At 47.5% G+C, this 20,279-nt stretch carries 10 protein-coding genes; 7 read left to right on the forward strand and 3 right to left on the reverse strand.

Going from position 1 to position 20,279, the window contains the following annotated elements:
* Positions 1-136 precede the first annotated feature (136 nt).
* The 3 genes from RIH33_RS10255 to RIH33_RS10265 all read left to right on the forward strand — a co-directional run bounded on the left by RIH33_RS10255 (position 137) and on the right by RIH33_RS10265 (position 5,608).
* Positions 137-3,067 carry a DEAD/DEAH box helicase gene (locus RIH33_RS10255; protein ID WP_406652078.1) on the forward strand — a complete coding sequence of 977 codons (2,931 nt, stop codon included), beginning with the start codon at positions 137-139 and terminating at the stop codon, positions 3,065-3,067.
* Between the two features lie 73 nt (positions 3,068-3,140).
* Positions 3,141-4,454: an aspartyl protease family protein gene (locus RIH33_RS10260; RefSeq protein ID WP_406652079.1), complete on the forward strand. Its 1,314-nt coding sequence runs from the start codon at positions 3,141-3,143 to the stop codon at positions 4,452-4,454.
* A gap of 35 nt (positions 4,455-4,489) precedes the next feature.
* The gene (locus RIH33_RS10265) at positions 4,490-5,608 is read left to right on the forward strand and encodes an NAD(P)/FAD-dependent oxidoreductase (RefSeq protein WP_406652081.1); all 1,119 of its coding nucleotides are present in this window, start codon (positions 4,490-4,492) and stop codon (positions 5,606-5,608) included.
* Here the strand turns inward: RIH33_RS10265 and RIH33_RS10270 are convergent.
* The gene (locus tag RIH33_RS10270) at positions 5,601-6,455 is read right to left on the reverse strand and encodes a UbiA family prenyltransferase (protein WP_406652082.1); all 855 of its coding nucleotides are present in this window, start codon (positions 6,453-6,455) and stop codon (positions 5,601-5,603) included. The genes RIH33_RS10265 and RIH33_RS10270 overlap by 8 nt on opposite strands.
* Before the next feature lie 50 nt (positions 6,456-6,505).
* Between RIH33_RS10270 and RIH33_RS10275 the strand changes: the two genes are divergently transcribed.
* A complete protein-coding gene (locus RIH33_RS10275; RefSeq protein WP_406652083.1) occupies positions 6,506-7,606 on the forward strand; it encodes a type III polyketide synthase in 1,101 nt (366 codons plus the stop codon).
* Complete coding sequence (locus RIH33_RS10280; RefSeq protein WP_406652085.1) at positions 7,603-8,328, forward strand: methyltransferase domain-containing protein; 726 nt, start codon at positions 7,603-7,605, stop codon at positions 8,326-8,328. The genes RIH33_RS10275 and RIH33_RS10280 overlap by 4 nt, the downstream gene beginning before the upstream one ends.
* A gap of 17 nt (positions 8,329-8,345) precedes the next feature.
* On the opposite strand, the gene RIH33_RS10285 is transcribed toward RIH33_RS10280, so the two are convergent.
* Positions 8,346-15,014 (reverse strand): LamG-like jellyroll fold domain-containing protein, encoded by a 6,669-nt coding sequence (locus RIH33_RS10285; RefSeq protein WP_406652086.1) that lies wholly within the window; start codon positions 15,012-15,014, stop codon positions 8,346-8,348.
* A 225-nt stretch (positions 15,015-15,239) separates the two neighbouring features.
* Between RIH33_RS10285 and RIH33_RS10290 the strand changes: the two genes are divergently transcribed.
* Both RIH33_RS10290 and RIH33_RS10295 read left to right on the forward strand, forming a co-directional pair.
* Positions 15,240-18,248, forward strand: coding sequence for a SusC/RagA family TonB-linked outer membrane protein (locus RIH33_RS10290; RefSeq protein ID WP_406652087.1), 3,009 nt, complete (start codon positions 15,240-15,242; stop codon positions 18,246-18,248).
* A 32-nt stretch (positions 18,249-18,280) separates the two neighbouring features.
* Positions 18,281-19,765, forward strand: coding sequence for a RagB/SusD family nutrient uptake outer membrane protein (locus RIH33_RS10295; RefSeq protein ID WP_406652089.1), 1,485 nt, complete (start codon positions 18,281-18,283; stop codon positions 19,763-19,765).
* Positions 19,766-19,834: 69 nt separating this feature from the next.
* Here the strand turns inward: RIH33_RS10295 and RIH33_RS10300 are convergent, their stop codons facing one another.
* The gene (locus RIH33_RS10300; protein ID WP_406652090.1) at positions 19,835-20,260 is read right to left on the reverse strand and encodes a hypothetical protein; all 426 of its coding nucleotides are present in this window, start codon (positions 20,258-20,260) and stop codon (positions 19,835-19,837) included.
* Positions 20,261-20,279: the final 19 nt, after the last annotated feature.

Below are 20,279 nucleotides of genomic sequence, written 5' to 3' on the forward strand. Positions count from 1 at the left end.
TTTGAGTTCATCTTCCCTTCTCTGAAGGAAAGTCTTCTTTTAACCGCTGATAAAACTTAAGAATCTCTTCTTTGGGCAGGTAGTGATTTTTAATTCCTTTTTTATTAGTTTCGAAATTTGCCCAGTCGCAAATCATATGAAAGTAGCCCCTGATCAGCCTTTTCAAATTGTCTATTCTCTGTTTGAGCATGAGTACCTCGGTTTCTTGTTTGAGTCGTTCGTCGTACAGGTCAACGACAAAGGAAACCTCACTTATTCTCACCAGAACATCTCTGCCCAAAATGCCGAAGAATTTGACGAGGGGCTGGATGCGGCTGACTATGAGCTGATCAAGACCATGGATCAGATGCAGCAAAAGGCTGTATTCAATCATTTCCAGAAAAAGAAAATGAAACTCGATGAGTTTTTTCTAAAGGTCTATGATAAAAAAGCGGGTGATAAGATCCTGCAGGACGAAATAGACCGGTACCTGGAAATCCGTCGGTCCAAAGTGCTGTCACTTATTCATGGCAAGCAACTTTTCGAAATGGGCAAAGACGGAGAGCCCACGTGGAAAAAGATTACGATTTCTGATGAAAAAGCTACGGTGCTTTTTCACTTCCGAAGAAACGAAGAAAACACGCATTATTTTCCTACCATCAAGCTTAAGGAAGAGAAGGTTCATTTCTTTCAAAATGAAAGCTACCTCCTGTGCAAAGAACCTGCCTGGATGGTAGTGAACGATACCCTCTTCACCTTCGAGCAAGAGGTGAATGGAAACAAGCTGAAGCCTTTTTTTAACAAAAAATTTATTCTCATTCCGAAAAACGTAGAGGAAACCTACTATCGGAAATTTGTGGCTCCGCTCATAGCGTCATTCGATGTGTATGCACAGGGATTTGAGATCAAGTCTGAAAAGCTTCTGCCCACCCCGGTGCTGTCATTCTCAGAGTTGGCTTCTGCCTCACAAAGCACGGGCTCCTTATTTGACACCCCCACGGCCAACGGTGTTAGTGCCGATGTTTCCAAAATCTTATTTGAACTAAGCTTTCGCTACGGCACCTATTCCTACAAGGCGGACAAACTCAAAAAAGTGAGTGTCTCTGTAGAAAAGCAGGAAGATGATTACATTTTTCACCGGATCAGGCGGGACTCCACTCAGGAGAAAAGTTTCATCGATACGCTGACCAACTCGGGACTCCCACTCAAAAGCTCCAGATCCACCCTGAGCAAAACGAATGCGATGTCCTGGCTCAACGACAACCTGGCTACACTCCGCGAGCAGGGCTTCATCATAGACCAGCGGGACGCTTCTGTTAAAAAATATTTTGTGGGCTCCACCGATTTCAATCTGGAGATTACCGAAAACATCGATTGGTTTGATATCAAGGCGATTATCCGTTTTGGGGAGTTCGAAATCCCATTTACCACCATTCGCCAGTACGTGCTCAACAAGCAAAGTGAGTTTAAACTACCCAATGGAGAGTACGCCATTATCCCCGATAACTGGGTGACAGAGTACAGCGACCTGTTTGCGTTCACCAGCAACGGAGCAGAAAACATCACACTGAACAAGATCCACGTGTCGCTGGTCAAAGACCTCAAAGATGGCAACCACGCCAAAGTAGCCATGACCAGAAAGCTGGAAAAGCTGCTGGATTTTGATGAAATAGAAGATACGCCGGTTCCCGCTAAGTTTAAAGGAACCCTTCGCCCGTACCAGCAGGCTGGCTACAACTGGCTGTCCTTCCTCAATCAGTATGGTTTTGGTGGCTGTCTGGCCGATGATATGGGTCTTGGAAAAACCGTACAGACCTTGGCCCTGCTACAGGGTGAAAAAGAAAAAGACAACGGCTCCACCAGCCTGCTGGTGATGCCCACTTCCCTCATTTACAACTGGGAGATGGAAGCAGGGAAGTTTGCTCCCGGACTGAAAATCCTCAACTATACCGGAACTAACCGAAACAAAAATCACGAACGTTTTGCACGATATGACCTGGTCATCACCAGCTATGGTATCACTCGGATAGATACCGACCTGCTAAAGCAGTTCTATTTCAACTACATCATCCTGGATGAGTCTCAGGCCATCAAAAACCCTGACTCCATCATCTCCAAATCGGTACGAGAGCTCAAGTCCAGAAGAAAACTCATTCTGTCTGGTACACCCATAGAAAACAGCACGCTGGACCTTTGGTCGCAGATGTCCTTTGTGAATCCGGGGCTGCTGGGTACCGAAAAGTTCTTCAAAACGGAGTATCAGATTCCGATAGAAAAACGCAAGGATGAAGCTAAAATGCGTCGCCTCAATGCCCTGATCAAGCCGTTTATTCTCAGGCGAGAAAAAACACAGGTGGCCAAAGACCTGCCGGAAAAAGTAGAGAATGTCCACTACTGTGACCTCTCTGTACAGCAGCGAGAATATTATGATCGGGAAAAAAATGCCTACCGAAACAAAATACTAGATCTCATTGCTCAGGATGGCCTTCAAAAATCTCAGATGATTCTCCTGCAGGGGCTCACTCGCTTGCGGCAGATCGCCAACCATCCCAGTATGGTAGACGAAGGCTATGAGGGTGATTCTGGCAAGTTTGAAGACATCACACACATGGTTTCCAATGCGCTAGGCAAGGACCACAAAATTTTGATCTTCAGCCAATTTGTGAAACACCTGAAAATTGTGGAACAGTACCTGCAGGCTGAGAACATCCCTTATGCCTACCTGGATGGGTCTGTGAAAGACCGAAAGGCAGAGGTGGAAAAGTTCCAGAACAATGAGAACATCCGTATTTTCCTGATCTCCCTGAAAGCGGGAGGACTCGGCCTCAACCTTACGGAAGCAGACTATGTATTCCTGTTGGATCCGTGGTGGAATCCTGCCATAGAAGCTCAGGCGGTAGATAGGGCCCACCGGATAGGTCAAACCAATAAGGTCTTCACTTACAAATTTATCGCCAGGGATACCGTGGAAGAAAAGATCCTCAAACTGCAGCAGTCCAAACTGAAGCTTGCCCAAAACCTCATTACCATAGAGGAAAGTTTTGTGAAGAGCCTGAGCAAGGAGGACATCACCAATCTTTTTGACTAAAAAGCCTGACAACAAGCCCAAAATCACATCTTTTTGATTCGTGGTTTTTTGAGTAATTTACTATCAGACCCATTTGAAGCACCAATCCCTAGGGATTGGTGGTTATTTGTTGTTTGAAGAATATATGCTCCTAACCTGGCTACGTTTCATCCCATTCTCAAGGCGTTTGTTACTGGTGCTCCTCCTCATGTGCATGGTCAGCTTGCGCGTGTCATCACAAGAGCGCATTGGCTTTTTCATGCCAGATGGGGTCAATATGGTGGAGATCAAGTTTGAACAGTACAGCAACCTGATAGTCATACCCATCACCATCAATAATTTCCTCACCCTTAAATTTATTCTGGATACTGGAGCAGAGTCTGCCATACTCACCGAAAAAGTCTTTGGAGATATTCTGGGGCTCACCTACGTGCGCGACATCCAGGTACAGGGTCCCGGTTTGATAGACTCTCTTCAGGCGTTTGTGGCGACAGGTATCCGCATGAGTATGCCCGGCGGAATACAGGGCAAAGGACTCAATATGCTGGTGCTGAAGGAAGATTATCTGGAACTCAACAAAAACCTTGGGGAGGAAATCTACGGGATTATCGGTTATGAGGTATTCAATCGGTTTGTGATCAACATAGACTATGATGAACGCATTCTGCGGATCTACCGCCCGGAGGCCTTCAAAGCCAGAAAGTGGGACACCGCCATCCCCATGACAGTGTATAATACCAAGCCCTTTATCCACATGCAAATTACCCAGGATAATAAAAAAGATACGGTGAAGCTCATGGTAGACTCTGGTGCCAGCCACGCCTTATTATTGGATGTAGACAATACCGATGACCTCAAACGCCCTGAAAAAGTGATTCTCACCAGGCTGGGGCACGGTCTGGGGGGTGAAATTCCCGGGCATCTCGGGCGGATGAATACCTGTCTCATTGGGGACTTTTCTTTTGAGGAAGTCCTGGTATCCATCCCCATCAGCGGGGCCTACATCAAGGCCATCAAAAGAGGATCAAGGCACGGTACCCTGGGCGGTGACCTGCTTTCGAGATTTGATGTTACCTTCGATTACCCACACGAAACCCTCTATCTCCGCAAGGGCCGCACCTTTAATGAGCCCTTTGAGGCCAATATGAGTGGGATGATCATTGCCGCAGAAGGCAAAAAACTTGACAGTTTGGTGGTGTCAGATGTGAATGAGGACACCCCTGCCACCGAGGTAGACATTCGGCGGGGAGATATCATTCTCAGGATCAATGGTCTCAACCTACAGAATTCTTCGGTATCAGAAATCAACGCCCTTCTCAGAAAAAAAGATGGATTGAAAATACGAATCCGCATTTGGCGTGATGGACGAAAAATGAAAAAAACATTTCGACTGAAACGAATGATATGAGTATGGTTGTTAACTTTTACTCATAGCTGCGACGAATGCATGACATCATCATTATAGGTGGGGGCCTCTCTGGCCTGATCAACAGTATTTTGCTTTCAAGGGCGGGACTGGATGTACTCCTTCTGGAGAAAAACACCTTCCCCTTTCACCGGGTATGCGGAGAGTACGTTTCCAATGAGGTGATCCCCTTTCTGGAAGCGCATGATCTCTTCCCCGCTCATTGCCAGCCCCCATCCATCCATCGGCTGCAAATCTCATCCACCAAAGGCCGATCCTTCACGGCTCCTCTGGATTTGGGAGGTTTCGGGATCAGCCGGTATACCTTTGATCAGTGGCTGGCCCAAAAGTCACAGGAGTCAGGAACGCAGATACTACAAGGAACTCGCGTAATAAATGCCACTTTCAATGGGGGTCATTTCGTAGTAGAAACAGATCAGGACAAACATTATGAATCCAGACTGGTCATCTCCGCCCATGGCAAACGTGCCAAACTGGATCAGACGCTCAGTCGCCCCTTTATCAAAGAACACTCACCTTATGTGGGCATAAAATACCACGTGAAGACAGACTTTCCTGACGACCTCATCGCCCTGCATAATTTTGTGGGCGGCTACTGCGGAGTAAGCAAAATTGAAGATGACAAGTTTAACATCTGCTACATGGTACACCGTAATCAGATGCGAAAACACAAAAACGTAAAAGGACTGGAAAATGGGGTGCTTTTCAGAAACCCGCGGCTTAAGTCTCTTTTCCAAAATAGTGACTTTCTTTTCAAGAATCCGGAGGTCATCAATGAAATCACTTTTGTCAAAAAAGAACCCGTCTATGAGCACCTCCTCATGTCCGGGGATGCCGCAGGCATGATCACCCCCCTTTGTGGTAACGGCATGGCCATGGCCATTCATGCAGCCAGTCTGCTTTCGGAGATTATCGTCACCAATCAGACCGGCCATGACTTTGACTTGCCAGCCATTGAAGCCAGCTACACCCGCACATGGAACCATCAGTTTGCCACACGCCTATGGGCAGGACGCCAGATTCAGGGTCTTTTTGGGAAGGGGCAGGCCTCCGAGCTGGCGGTATTCACCGGAAAATATATGAAGCCCATGGCCCGCGCCCTGATTCGCCAAACGCACGGAGAGCCCTTTAGCTAGCGATCAACCAGATGAAAAAAACATTCAGACAGACCCCCGAAATAAAGTTTAACCACATCGTCCGCTGATAGTCCGCATTGTCCGGGTTTCTTCTCACCTGTATGTACCAGACCAGAAAAAATAGCAGGATTGGTGAAAGGGCCAGGATAAATAAAAACACCACCCAGGTATCGTAGTAAAGCTGAAAGAAGAAAGCAAACAGCAATACCGAAACTGAAAAAAACAAGGCTGTAAAATGGAAGGTCCCCAAAACCCCCAATATGAGGCTGATGGTTCGGTCACCTCTGCGGGCATCCTCCTCATGCTGATATACTTGCGTCATGGGGTAGGACCCGAAAAGAAGCAGGGTACTTAAAATTCCGGCAAACTGAATTTTCAAATCAGCGAGTGCTTCAGGTCCGCTAAAAGCCAGGCATACCATGAGAAAAGTAAAATACCCTTGAAAAACACCTGCTGCCAGCCACCCGATTATGGGCATTTTCTTCAACCTGATAGCTGGATGACTATATGCTTTGGACACCAGTCCATATACCAGCAACATCAGTGCAAACTGCCAGGAGATCCACCAACCAAGTGCAATAGCTACAACATCCATGATCCATGAAGCATAAAATAACTCTCTTGTGACCTTAGGCGGATGCTTCAGCCCACCAATGCTGCCTTCATCTTTATCGAAGTAACTATTATAGCCATTGCTGGCCGGATAAAGGAGAAAATGCAAAATGAAGAAAACAAGCCAGAAATTTTCAGCGTTGTACCCAGAGACAATCGCCGTGGCAAAAAAGAAAACCGGCGACAAAAAAAACGAAAAGGGTATTCGGAGATGTAGTAAAGTGGACTTTTTCATCGGATAGTAAGAACCTCACAAAAGTTAGTTATTATTACTCATACAGCATTATGTCTTCATACATCTCCTCCATAGGTACCGCAGTCCCCGACAATCGCATCAGTCAGTCCGACATTGGGCGTTTCATGACAAAACACCTGGGGCTAAAACCGGAGAAAGAAAAACTCCTCACATTGCTTTACAGGGCCAGTGGGATTCAGTACCGCCATTCGGTAATTGAAGATTTCGGTAAGGATCCCGAAGATTTTAATTTTTTTCCAAAGTCTCATCACCTGGAGCCCTTCCCAAAGTTAGGGGAGCGAATGAAAAAGTATGAGCAGGAAGCCATTAAGTTATCTATGAATGCCGTGCAGGATTGTGTGGGCACCAGTCAGCCCGAGGGCATTACTCACCTGATCACCGTAAGCTGCACGGGCATGTATGCTCCGGGCCTCGACATTGAGCTGATAGAACAACTACAGCTACCTACTACCACACAGCGCACTTCCATCAACTTTATGGGCTGCTATGCCGCCTTCAATGCGCTGAAAATCGCAGATCAGATTGTGAAGAACAATTCGGAGCATAAAGTACTTATTGTGGCCGTAGAACTATGCAGCATCCATGTTTTGAAAAGTGATGCGGAAGACAGTCTGCTCTCCAATACCCTTTTTGGGGATGGTGCTGCCGCGGTGCTCGTAGAGGGTGAAAATCCAAACAAAACGCAGTTGGCCATGGCAGCCTTCCATGCCGACCTGGCGCCCTCCGGAAAGACAGATATGGCCTGGCACATTGGTGATTTTGGCTTTGAAATGAAGCTTTCTGTGCAAGTACCAGAGGTCATCCGGTCAGGAATTGCCAGTCTTACACAAAAACTTCTGAGCAAGTTATCCTTAAACCTCTCGGACATTGATTACTTCGCCATTCATCCGGGGGGGAAACGAATTCTGGAAGTGATAGAAGAAGAACTGGGGGTTTCCAGGGACCAAAACGGTCATGCCTATGAGGTCATGAGAAATTACGGAAACATGTCTTCTCCAACTGTCCTTTTCGTACTCCAGAGGCTGATGAAGAATATTTCCAATCAGGATGAGGATAAAAACATTCTCAGTTTTGCCTTTGGCCCCGGGCTCACGCTCGAGAGTATGCTCCTCAAAATAAAAACCATATGACCCTGAAGCACCGGTCTGAAGAAGCAGAAATCATGGATGACCTTAACATCTCGGGTGAGGTCATAGGTCAGACCCTGCGCGAACTGGACATCATCAACCGCCGGCTTGGAGGTAATCAAATCAGTTTAAGTGCGTTTAGGAAACTTCTGAAATCTCACAAAATCCGATCTGTGGCAGATTTGGGCTGTGGGGGTGCTGATATCCTGATGGCCATGGCCAGGATTGCCAAACAGAAAAAACATGAGGTTGAATTCACTGGTATAGACGCCAACCAGCACATCGTAGAGTATGCCAACCAACATACCAGGAAATGGGCAAATATCTCTGTCATACAGGAAAACATTCTATCCGACGCATTCAGGCAGCAGCAGTTTGACATCATCCACTGCTGTCTTTTCCTTCATCATTTCACTGAAAAACAACTCGTTTCAATTTTCAAAAATTTCAGGGAACAGGCACGTGTCGCCATCATCGTCAATGACCTCCATCGTCATTATTTGGCCTATCATTCTATCAGGCTCCTCACCAGGCTATTCTCAAAATCCTACATGGTACGCAATGATGCCGCGATTTCCGTGGCCCGTGGTTTTAAAAAGTCTGAGCTTATTTCCATACTGGAACAAGCAGGCATTACGAACTATCAACTTTCCTGGAGATGGGCCTTCCGGTGGCAGCTGGTGATTAAAAAAATAAACCCTGTGCCGAATCAGCACAGGGTCTAACCACACCTATTGACCAATTAGTGTTTGATGATCACTTTGTAAGTAATCCGGTCTCCCGGCTTCCCTGGATCGGTGACATCAATAAAGTACATTCCATTTTTCAGCGCATAAGTATCCAGCTCCAGTCGCGCTCCCTGATCTGTTATTTGTCGCTCATAGATCAGCGTGCCTGACAGATCAAGCATCCTGACTACAAACCCACGATGCAAGGTGGTGTAACCAATATTGAGCTGATCGCTGGCAGGGTTTGGATACACATTCAGCTGATCTAGTTGCCCTTTGGTAAATCCAAGGGTATTGATGCGCTCCACAAAAATCCCATCCTCAGTAATCACCGCCTGAAGTTCGATGGAGTTATTCCCTCCGTCTTCACCTACTTCAAATTCTACGAATGAGTTCGGATCCATAGGAATACCGGGATATTCAATGTTGAACCGGTAGGTGCCCGCAGGCATAAAGTCAAACTTAAAACGACCCTCATCATCTGACTCCACATAGGCAATAAGCTCCCAGCTACCATCCTGCAGTTGTCTTCCGCTTCTCACAAACCTCCTCATGGAACAGCCCGCACGCTTCACCTTCCTTCGGGCGTTCACCCTACCTCCCTCATCTTCGCCAAAATCTGATTCAATGCCTCCGAAAATAGATCCGTCACCATCGCCAGGGCCAAGCTCAGGAGGCAACACCGTCATTTGCATGGTAGCTTCCAGATCTCCTTTGAAATCCAAAACATCGGCCTCCTCCCACAAATAAGTATTCGTATAGTAAGTCGGCAGGAATTTGGACGGGTCGGCACGAATGCCCACTAAATAATTACCAAGTAGCAAGTCTTCAAATAAGGCATGGCCATCAATTATCGCCAGACCATTAGGGTCTCCTGTGCCATCAGCTCTTTTCGGGATACTGTCATATGGCACTCCTGGTCCCCGGTCTCTCAAAGCATATGCCTTTCCACTTGCCAGCAGGGCATCGTTTTCGCCTATTACGGTGATATCCAGGGTAGCTGTGGCCCAAACCTGCACAGGCTCAGACACCAGGGTGAGTCCGGGAAGCAGTGTGTTTACGGCCTCTACCTTATAAGTCCCCATATTGTTGAAATCGATAGCCTCTATGGTATAGGTACTGGAGGTTCCTCCAGTGGCTTCACTGAAATCCACAGCGTAAGTGTTGAATTTGTCCACAGACCACTGATAGGACGTATTGCTTCCGCCTACATCGTGAGACATTGCATAAGTAGATCCTTTTGGAATGGCCACGCTATCCTTTTCGCCTAGAACCGCCTGTGGTGCATAATCGGCAGGCTCAGAAAACAAGGTACTGTTGGGCTCAAGTGCACCGAATAATAGCGCATTGTCAGCCACCAACAGGCTGGTGAGGTTAGACATCTCACCCATATTGGCCAGTCCGGTAATGTGATTGTTGCTCAGGTCGAGGGTTTTCAGGGCGTCCAGACCGGTCACCACGTCCGGAAGCACTCCTGTCACAGATTTCCCTGACAGGTTAAGTCCGGTGATTCGTTCTTCTTCTATGGTGATTTCAGCCCGTTGTGCCAATGGCAGGTCTATCCATCCATCTGCAATATCTGACCAGTCGGCACCCCCCATTACGTCATAAATGGTGGAAACAATCACCGAATCAGACTCCAATGGCGTAAGCTGTGCCCTGACATTAGGTCTGCCCAATCCGGCATTCAGATTACCCGAAGCATCTTCCGCCGTGAGGTAAAAATCATAAAGGGAATTTCTCACAAAAGTGCTGGTGCCTGCAAGGGCGGCAGATTCAGCAGGAGTAGTATAATCCAGCTGCCCAACAGCCACCTGACCCTGAAACGAGTTCACTCCGGTGGCAGCCTCCTTGATCTGAGTAGCGTTCGGAACACTACTTTGATCCGATAAGATGAGTAAATAAACCGTAGCTTCTTCATCCAGTGTCACATCAATGCTGTAATCGTCTCCAACCACGCTGCCCGCAGAGGAGTTGGTAAAGTTGGGAGCAGTGATGTCTGGAGCGGGAGTAATCGTGAACACTGCGTCGGTCGTGTCGCCAATATTTCTGGAAATATTGACCACTGCAATCAGCGCAGATTCTGTCGGGCTATCGGCCACTGTCCATTGGAATGTATTGTCCGGATAAGTCCCAAAAGTCCCATCATTGAGGATAGAAAAAGTTTCTCCGCCATCAGTACTCAATCGAATTTCAATGAGATCCGCGTCCTCTTTGTTCATCACCTCCCACGATATGGTCTGAGCAGAGGCTCCTTCCCAGGTTTCTCCGCCATTGGGTGCGGTAACCGTGATGCTGCGATCCACCGTGCCAATGGTGAAAGGCTCATCGCTGGCATCGGCTACTTCCTGAGTGATATTGGCCACCTCCACGATGGCCATTTCAGAGGTTCCCTCAGGGACTTCAATCGTCAGTTGATTGTTCTGAAAACTGCTACTGTTTCCCTCACTCAACACATTGAATGTTTCTCCTCCGTCCAGGCTCAACCGAATTTCCAATAGGTCTGTGTCGGCAAACGCTACAGGTTCCCAGCTGATCTCCTGCATGGTGCCTATTTCCCAAAATTCACCCCCATTTGGTGTCAGTAAGGTCACCCTCAGCTGGCTAACCCCAATGGAGAAATCAGCATCGCTGGCATCTGACACACCTTCGGAGGTGTTGGCCACTTCTATTCTGGCAGAGGTGGTCACCATATCCGGGACTGTCCATAAATAGCTACTACCAAGGCTCTCAGAGGTGCCCTCGGCAATCATTTCATAGTTTTCCCCTCCATCGCTGGAGAAGCGGATTTCTATCATATCTGTACTGAGGGTATTAGTTGTAGTCCATGTAATCTCATACTCCTGACCGACAGTCAGCTCCTCCCCACCATTTGGGGTAGATAGGGTAATGACCGGGTCATTGCTAATGGTAGCTCCGGACGTTACCCATTTAGCGGTAGTATTGGCACCACCGGTACCTGTCCATGCACCCTGGTTGTTTCCCGAAGCATAATCCGCCAGGGACGAACCTGCCGAGTGATCAAACCTATAGTAGGCCACAAGCCCGGGTTCTTCTCCCGTAAGTGTACTGACAGAAGCGGAGGTTAGCTCACCCTGGGTTCTGGCCACATTCCAAAACCTGAATTCGTCCAACTCACCATTGAGGTAATAGGGACTTCCCGAAGCTTGTCTGCCTAACTCCACATTGGATGCGGATGCAACGCTTTTGGACGACATGCCACTCACATTAGCGGAAGAAACCCCATCCACGTAAAGTGTGAGTGCATCTCCGGAACGCACCATGGCTACATGATGCCAGGTATTGTTTTCTAATACGGCGCTGGTAGAAAGATCCGCTGTGGTATTTGAGAGCGATGCTTTGAGCTGGCCGGCACCCATGTAGAATACGAAAAACGAATCCCCTCCTGAGTAATTACTGGCAATCACCTGAGTGGAAGTCACATTGCTGGATTTTACCCAGCCTTCTATGGTAAAGTCCCCGGTACCAAAATCAAAGTTGGTGGGATTGGCCAACTGCACGTAATCATCTCCGCCATCAAAAGACAATGCTTTACCCGGGGGTAGAATATTTCCTGCAAACCGAGACGCTGAAGTCTCCGAAAACGAGCTGCTTGCCACTTGCACGCGCCACCAGTAAGCAGAATTGACTGAGACCCCTGCAGTGTATGTTTCGGTATCCGCCCCCAAAAAGCCACTGTAATTGGCCCAGGACACATTATCCGAAGAGTATTGAACTCTGTAGCTGGTTTCGTTATCCGCATTATCTGTCCAAGAGAGGATAACTGCCCCATTGCTGTCTTCTGTAGCTGTGAAGTCTGTAGGAGCTGCCGGTGGCCTGGTGATTGTAAATTCGGCATCACTTTCATCACTTGTTTCCTTGGTTACATTTGAAACCCTGATGAGTCCTTCTGTAGTGACAAGGTCTGGAATGGTCCATTCGTACGCATTGCCTGAAAGCTCAGCGTAAGTGCCGCTGAACACGGGTGAGGCTTCATAGGTAGTACCTCCGTCCTGGGAAAGTTCAATCAACACTTCATCGGTGGCCTCCCAGGCAGTACCCACCGACCAGCCAATTTCCGCGCTATTGCCTACACCAAGCACTTCCCCGCCGTTCGGGTAAAAAACCGCCAGCGCGGGACAGCTGCTGCAGATGGTAAAGGACTTAGTGGTATCTGAAACTGCTCTGGTCGCGTTGACTACCCTAATTTTAACATTGGTCCCTTCAATGGCAGGAACCGTCCAGTTATAGGTGCTTTTCTTGCCGTCGTTGGTCAGGTTATAGATATACCCGTTGTAAAAATTGATAAACGACCCCCCATTAGAGTAGTAAAGCTGAAAATAATCTCCCGTACCTATATCACCGTTGGTCCAGGTAACCTTCTTAGAACTTCCCTGCAAAACATACTCTCCGGCAATAGGGGAGGTAATCTCTACACTCGGCTCATAGTAAACCCTAAAAGCTTCGCTGGTGTCTGACACTGCGCGCGTGGCATTCACCACCCGTACACGCACCTGACTGGCAGAATCGCTCCCAAAATCTGGAATCGTCCAGGTGTAAGTGGATTCAGATCCTGAGTTCGTCAGGTTATAGATGTACCCGTTGTAAAAATTGATAAACGACCCTCCATCGTTGGAGTAGTACAGTTGATAGTAATCACCTGTGCCTATGTCTCCATTGATCCACGTGATGTCCATCGTCTCACCAAATTTCCGCTGATCCGTATCCGTCGGACTGCTGATGGTTACACTCGGCTCATAGTAAACCCTAAAAGCTTCGCTGGTGTCTGACACTGCACGTGTAGCATTCACCACTCGTACACGCACCTGACTAGCCGAATCGCTCCCAAAATCTGGAATCGTCCAGGTGTAAGTGGATTCAGATCCTGAGTTGGTCAGGTTATAAATGTACCCATTGTAAAAATTGATAAACGACCCCCCATCGTTGGAGTAGTACAGTTGATAGTAATCACCTGTGCCTATGTCTCCATTGATCCACGTGATGTCCATCGTCTCTCCAAATTTCCACTGATCCGTATCCGTAGGACTGCTGATGGTTACACTGGGCTCATAGTAAACCCTAAAAGCTTCGCTGGTGTCTGATACTGCGCGCGTGGCATTCACCACCCGGACACGCACCTGACTGGCCGAATCGCTCCCAAAATCTGGAATCGTCCAGGTGTAAGTGGATTCAGACCCTGAGTTGGTAAGGTTATAAATGTACCCGTTGTAAAAATTGATAAACGTGCCTCCATCGTTGGAGTAGTACAGTTGATAGTAATCACCAGTACCTATGTCTCCATTGGTCCACGTGATGTCCATCGTCTCTCCAAATTTCCTCTGATCCGTATCTGCAGGGCTGCTGATCCCCACACCTGATTCAAAATAAACTCTGAATTCAGGACTTACCTCATCCCAGGACTGTGTGGTATTGACCACCCTTAATTCCGCCTGAAAGTCCAGATCCGATCCAAAATCAGGCACGGTCCAGTCATATGACATTTCATTGCCCGTGCCTGTAGCTAACTGCGTGCCAGTTCGACTGGCTATGGCAGTCCAGGAAGCAGCGCCTACTTTTCGGTAATAGAGGGTGTAATTATCTGTGCCTACCAGGGACGCATTGTCCCAATGGATGGTCATCACCGCTCCAAACTTCACCTCCTCAGTGCCAGCAGGCGTGATAAAGGAAATATCTGGAGCTTCGGCAACACCCGCCCCTGCAATAAAGTCATCGATGAAGCCATTACTATCACCAATCCCATTGAATTGTATTTTCACCGGGCCCGTATATGCCGACCCAAATTCATAAACAAACCGCATATAGGTTTGGTCAAAAGTAGTCACAGCAGACCCCAGCGTGATGTCAAAAGTGGTACCTCCATCAGAGGAGCCCAGCACATCAAACACAAAGCCGTCTGCATTATTGGTGTTCACCCTGTACCAGAATTGCACAAACGCTACATCCGTCAGTGTGGGTGACTGAAGGTAATTACCCCCACCAGAAAACATAAAGGCCGCATCTGTCGAGCCATTTCTAGTACTCGACCCCGCCTCATCGGACTGTACCCCCTGACGCTTCCAAATGCCGGAAGTCAGGGTGAGGTCGGTGGTCCCGGTAGAAGGAGGGAGCCCTGTGTCGAAATTCTCAGAAAAATCAGTTGTAAAGTTGGCGGAAAAATCCTCGATCAGCCCATGGGAGTCACCTTCTATCTGAGTGGCAATTTTAATAGGGCCTGTATAGCTCTCTCCGAAAGTATGGGTAAACTCAACGTAGGTGGTACTTAATGATGTTTGATTATCCGCGATTACAATGTCATACGTAGTACCGCCATCTGAAGAAGCCAACACATCAAAAACAAAACCATCAGCTCCCGGAGCATCCACCCGATACCAAAAAGAAATATCAGATGCATTGAAAAGCTTAGGAGTGATCAGAAAATTCCCTGATCCGGAGAAAATATAAGCAGCATCCGTAGAGGCGTTTCGGGTTTTTGTTCCCGTCTCCTCACTCTGAACGCCCGTTCTTCCCCAGTCCCCGGATTTTAGTGATAAATCAGTACTTCCTGTGGATGGAGGAAGTCCGGAATCAAAGTCCTCCGTAAAATCCTGTGCCTGAACTGTCACAGTCAATATGGCGAGAATTCCGGTTATTAAAAGGTGCTTTAGTTTGTGTAATGCTTTCATCGGTGAATTGATTTTTTCCAAGTTTAAAGCTAGAGAGCAGCGGAGGGGGATTTAATACCATGGTAAGGGTATATTGAATCAGTATCACTAAGGATTTTTCATCGAAGTGCCCATTTTCACGTATTTTGCTGACTGCTTTTTATAGTTTACTATGAAAAGGGTGGGTATTACTATTTTCGAATAGTCATTCTGCCTATTTTTATGAAGCCGACAAACTTATAATTTATGAAATCCTATTTCACCTGCCTCACCCTACTGCTACTGGCACACCTTTGCTGGGCTCAGGAATCGACCCTGAAGGGAAAAATCACTGACAGCAAAACGAATCAACCACTCAGCGGAGTAAGCATCAGGCTTTCCGGGTCTGATGAAACTGTAATCACCAATGCCAGTGGCGAATTTGAACTACCCATCTCCGATGCCTACGAAAATGTGGTGGTGACACTGGAGGGTTATCAAAGTCAAAAAATATTTTTGGGTGGTAAAACCACGCTAAATGTCACCCTAAAAGCAGGAAAAGCTGAAGAATCCACCTCTGTGGGGTTTGGCTCCCAGTCTAAAACAGAGATGACCAGCAGCATCTCCTCTATTGAAACTAATGATGTGAGTCCATCGCCGCTGATCAATCTGGAACAGGCTAACCAGGGTAAGACCACCGGGATGTTCGTACAAAACAGCAGTGGAAAGCTGGGTGAGGGGACCACGGTGAGGATTCGAGGGGGCTCGTCCCTTTCTGCCTCCAACCAACCTCTTTATGTGATTGACGGTGTGCCGCTGACCTCTGGCAATCAATCTAACATCAACCCGGCCAATATTGCCAAAATAGAAATCCTGAAAGACGCCTCAGCGGGAGCTATGTATGGTGCCCGGGCGGCCAATGGTGTGATCCTGATCACGACCAAGTCCGGAGGCTCCGGGAAAATGAAGATAGATGCCGATTATCAGTTTGGCATCAGCCAAACACCCAAAAAACTAGACCTCTATACCCCTGAAGAATACAATCAGCAGGTCATTGAGTATACACTTCGTTCGCTCTCGCTTGATCAGTTTGTCACGAAAGAAAGACTGGAGCAGTGGGAAGCTTCCGGTGATCGCACCATCAATTTACCCAACGGTTCTGCAGTTACCCTTCCAAGCTTTTACGATTCCCTGAACTATAACACGGACTGGCAGGATGAGATTTTCCGAAAGGCCTACTCTCACCGTGCCAACCTTAGTCTGCAAGGAGGAACTGAAAAATTAGGCTACTTCGCCTCCATGTCTTACACCACTCAGGAGGGAATCCTCATCGGCAACAAGTACGACCGACTGAATGGCTCATTATCGCTGGATAGCAAAATCTCCTCAAAGCTTTCGGCCAACCTCAATCTGAACTATTTCTATTCCAAGGATTTCCGATTGAAAGAAGATCAGGATTTGGGAGCGCCACTTCAAGCGATCGTACTTCCACCCTCAGACGGATATAATATCGATAATAATTATCAGCTTATTGTAAGGAGCCTGGAGTATAACCCGCTCACAGAAGTCAATTTCTCTGACAATCTGGGTTTCAATAATAGCCTGGTAGGTAGCCTTGGGTTGAAATATGACTTTTCTGATCAGCTCAGCTTTGATGTCAACGGGGGAATGGACTTTAACGACGCCCGCCAGGAAATCAGACAAGGCCCGGAAACACGCGATGGTGCCATCACTGGTCGTTCGCAGCTGGGAGAGCAAAACCTCAAAAACTATATTTTTAACGGATGGTTTACCTACACGCCGGAGCTCAGCGATGACCATAAGGTTTCTGTGATGCTGGGAGCTTCCTATCAGGAATCCAATACCACCTCCAGCTACAGAGTAGCCAACATCAACAGTGTGAGTCAGCTGGAAGGTCTGGCCGAAAACAATCCGTCCCTCACCACCGTGGACATACCCGGCCAGGCGAGCAGATTTGCCTCCACCTTTGGCCGGTTTAACTATACCCTTTTGGATAAGTACATACTGCAGGTAAGTGGCAGGATGGATGGCTCTTCCAAGTTCGGCCCGGATAACCGATATGGGTTCTTCCCTGCAGTCTCCACCGGATGGAATATCAGCAATGAGTCATTCATGGAAGGAGTATCTCCGGTAAGCTTCCTGAAGTTGAAAGCTTCATATGGTTTGGTGGGTAACACTCCTCAGGATGATTTTCTGTACAGAAGCAACTACTATAACATCCGCTATGGAAGCAGGGACGGTATCAGGCTCTCGAACCTCGCCAACCCTAATTTAAAGTGGGAAACCACAGCACAAATGGACATTGGGCTTGACTTTGCCTTCTTAAACGATCGCATTTCCGGCTCTGTGGACTACTATAAGAAAACCACTACAGACTTGCTGTTTCCGGTGCCTGTATCTCAAACAAGTGGTTTTGCCTCTGTACTGAAAAATGTGGGCTCCATGGAAAACAAGGGATATGAGTTTAACCTGAGTACGGTGAATGTGGAAACAGGGGATTTTAGCTGGACGACGGATTTCAACATTTCTTTTAATCAAAATAAAGTCACAAACCTGCAGGGTTCCAACCTGATCGTGGGAGTCAATGCCTTTCTGGAGGGCGAATCAGCAGGGGTGTTTTACATGCGCAAATATGTGGGCGTGGACAACGTGACCGGTGAAGCCCTCTATGACAATGGGCTGGGCGGTACCACTTCTGACTGGGCCAGTGCTCCAAGACAGATCGTAGGAAATCCTAACCCTGATTACTATGGTGGGTTTACCAACTCATTCCGTTTCAAAAACTTCGAACTTTCCGCGCTCTTTCAGTTTGTAGGTGGGGCCGATTTGTATTACGAAACCGGCGAGTTTCTGGCAAATAGTGGAATCCTGAACCTCGGACAGCTGGCCACGCAGGCAGACAGATGGTATGCTCCGGGCGACGATGCGGATTATCCTGTGCTTGATCCTTTTCAGGAAAACACTTTTCCCTCGACCAGATGGCTACAGGATGGGAGCTATGTGAGAATGAAAACCCTGACCCTGACCTACAACCTACCTAGCGACATGGTCAGCGGATGGGGAATGCAATATATGAGTATCTATGTGGGTGGAACCAACCTGCTCACCTTTACGGACTACACGGGCTATGATCCTGATGTCAGCTATTTTGATCCCCTGGACGGAGTGGTGGGACAAAACATTAGTCGCGGCATTGACAACTTCACTGCCCCGCAACCAAAAATATTTATGGGTGGAATTAAACTCGGGCTGTAATCATGAAAAATTTGACCTTAAAAAACACCGCAATGAAAGCTTTCAGAATTTTCATACTTCTCTTCACCCTTTCGTTCATCTCTTGTGAAGGGCTACTGGACATAGATGCCGAAAATACCATTAGTGGGGAAGTACTCACTGACCAGGCCGCCATTGAGGAGGCCCTTAACGGTGCTTACTATAACCTCATGGGTATCTATGACGGTACTGGTGGCGGCGAGCTGCTGGGGGGCGATTTCAAACTCTTCCCGGAGCTCCTTAGTAGAAGAAACTCCAATGAAATCTCATGGGATGACGTAAACGCGCCTCCGTATTCGGATTTTATCGATAAAGACATTCTTCGAACCAACCTAAGGGTTGAGTCCAACTGGAGACGGGCCTATGAAGTCATCAATACGGTCAATAGCATTCTGGCCAACATTGATAATGTAGAGAATGCCTCTGCAAAAGGGCGCATTCAGGGAGAATGTCAGGCCATCAGGGGAATACTCTACTTTGAAATGGTGCGTCTTTGGGGGCCTCAATACGAGGAAGGAGGAAGCTCACTTTCAGTAGCCACTCTTCCATTGCTCACCGAACCCATTACGGAAATAGGTGAAATTGAAACCCCTGAACTGGCCACGGTGCAGCAGGTTTATACACAGGTAGAAACCGATTTGACCACAGCATCTTCCTTACTGGAGTCCTCCGGGAAAAATGGAACTGCTATTTCGTATTACGCCTGTCAGGCTTACCTCATGCGTGTAGCCTTACAGAAAAGTGACTTTGAGTCTGCTGAAGTTTACGCTGATAACATCATTGAGTCCGGCGCTTTCTCGCTGGTTGGCTCACCTTTACTGGCCTTCAACAACAACACCAACAGCAGTGAGGATATTCTCGCTGTGCAGCAAACTACAGCCAACACCACCGGAGATAAATCCACAGGTACAGGCCTGGCCAATCATTTCTCTTCTCTCACCGAAAGCGGTCTGGGAACCATGAGAATTCTTGAGTTTTCACTCAATTCCGGCTTCATTTCAGGTAGTCCACTGTACAGTGACGAAGATATTCGCGGCATGGTGGACTACGATGTGGACGAGACAACCCGTGCCACGGAGATCAACACTGCATTCTATACCAACGTGCTCAATACAAGTACCATTTCATCGTCTAAGTTTATGACCGCAGACAAAGTGATTCCGGTTATACGATTAGCAGAAGTACATCTCGCCAGGGCAGAGGCCATCTTCGAGCAAACACTGGAAATAGATGCCACCGCACTGGAGGATCTGAATGCCATCAGAACGCGTGCCGGACTGCCTGCACTTCAGGAGTCTGACTTTGGCGGAGACGCCTTTGCATTTTATGACAGCCTGGTGCTGGAGAAAAACAGGGAGTTCATGTACGAGGGCATCCTTTTTCATGATTTGAAAAGGCGTGCCACTTATCTGGATGACATGGACATGGCTGGCAGCGATCCCCTGGACAGTAAGTTCATCCTGCCAATCCCACAGGCAGAAACCGACACGTGGAAATAATTAAGTCATAGGGTATTTACCTGAAGCCGATTCTCAAAAAAGAATCGGCTTTGTTTTTAGGACTAAATTTCATCCCCACCAGAACAACCTGAATAAATAGAGCAATGGACCGAGTAAAAAACTCAATCCAGCGGCGTTAAGGAAGTCAAAATGGAGGGGTCTGTTCTTATAGAATATTAGCGCAAAAATGAGGGCTGAAAGGATGAAAAAGCCGTAAAGGGTGATAACGTCCATTTCGTGCATCCGTCTGTCACCAAAAATCCTTCGTATCCTAACAGTAATTTCCAGTTCTAAGTTATCCAGCTGCCCTATCGTGCTCAGATAATCAAGCTTTTTTACAAACTGGCGGCAAAACACTTCTACGCTAAAGAAGACAAAAGAAGCAACCACATAACTCAGGGGAATTGTCCGCTTAACAGCCATGAAAAATGACCTGATCATCAGGATTTCAATGATCAAAATAGCTACCGTTCCGAACAATAAGTTGGTCCACATAGTCCCGGAGTACTCTCAA

Source organism: Marinoscillum sp. (assembly GCF_040222955.1).
In the GTDB taxonomy this organism is placed as follows: Bacteria; Bacteroidota; Bacteroidia; order Cytophagales; family Cyclobacteriaceae; genus Marinoscillum.

What these genes read in the sequence shown, in the direction of transcription:
- RIH33_RS10255 (WP_406652078.1), top strand. Translation starts at nt 137, where the DNA reads ATGAAAGTAGCCCCTGATCAGCCTTTTCAAATTGTCTATTCTCTGTTT.
- RIH33_RS10265 (WP_406652081.1), top strand. Translation starts at nt 4,490, where the DNA reads ATGCATGACATCATCATTATAGGTGGGGGCCTCTCTGGCCTGATCAAC.
- RIH33_RS10270 (WP_406652082.1), bottom strand. Translation starts at nt 6,455, where the DNA reads ATGAAAAAGTCCACTTTACTACATCTCCGAATACCCTTTTCGTTTTTT.
- RIH33_RS10275 (WP_406652083.1), top strand. Translation starts at nt 6,506, where the DNA reads ATGTCTTCATACATCTCCTCCATAGGTACCGCAGTCCCCGACAATCGC.
- RIH33_RS10280 (WP_406652085.1), top strand. Translation starts at nt 7,603, where the DNA reads ATGACCCTGAAGCACCGGTCTGAAGAAGCAGAAATCATGGATGACCTT.
- RIH33_RS10285 (WP_406652086.1), bottom strand. Translation starts at nt 15,014, where the DNA reads ATGAAAGCATTACACAAACTAAAGCACCTTTTAATAACCGGAATTCTC.
- RIH33_RS10290 (WP_406652087.1), top strand. Translation starts at nt 15,240, where the DNA reads ATGAAATCCTATTTCACCTGCCTCACCCTACTGCTACTGGCACACCTT.
- RIH33_RS10295 (WP_406652089.1), top strand. Translation starts at nt 18,281, where the DNA reads ATGAAAGCTTTCAGAATTTTCATACTTCTCTTCACCCTTTCGTTCATC.
- RIH33_RS10300 (WP_406652090.1), bottom strand. Translation starts at nt 20,260, where the DNA reads ATGTGGACCAACTTATTGTTCGGAACGGTAGCTATTTTGATCATTGAA.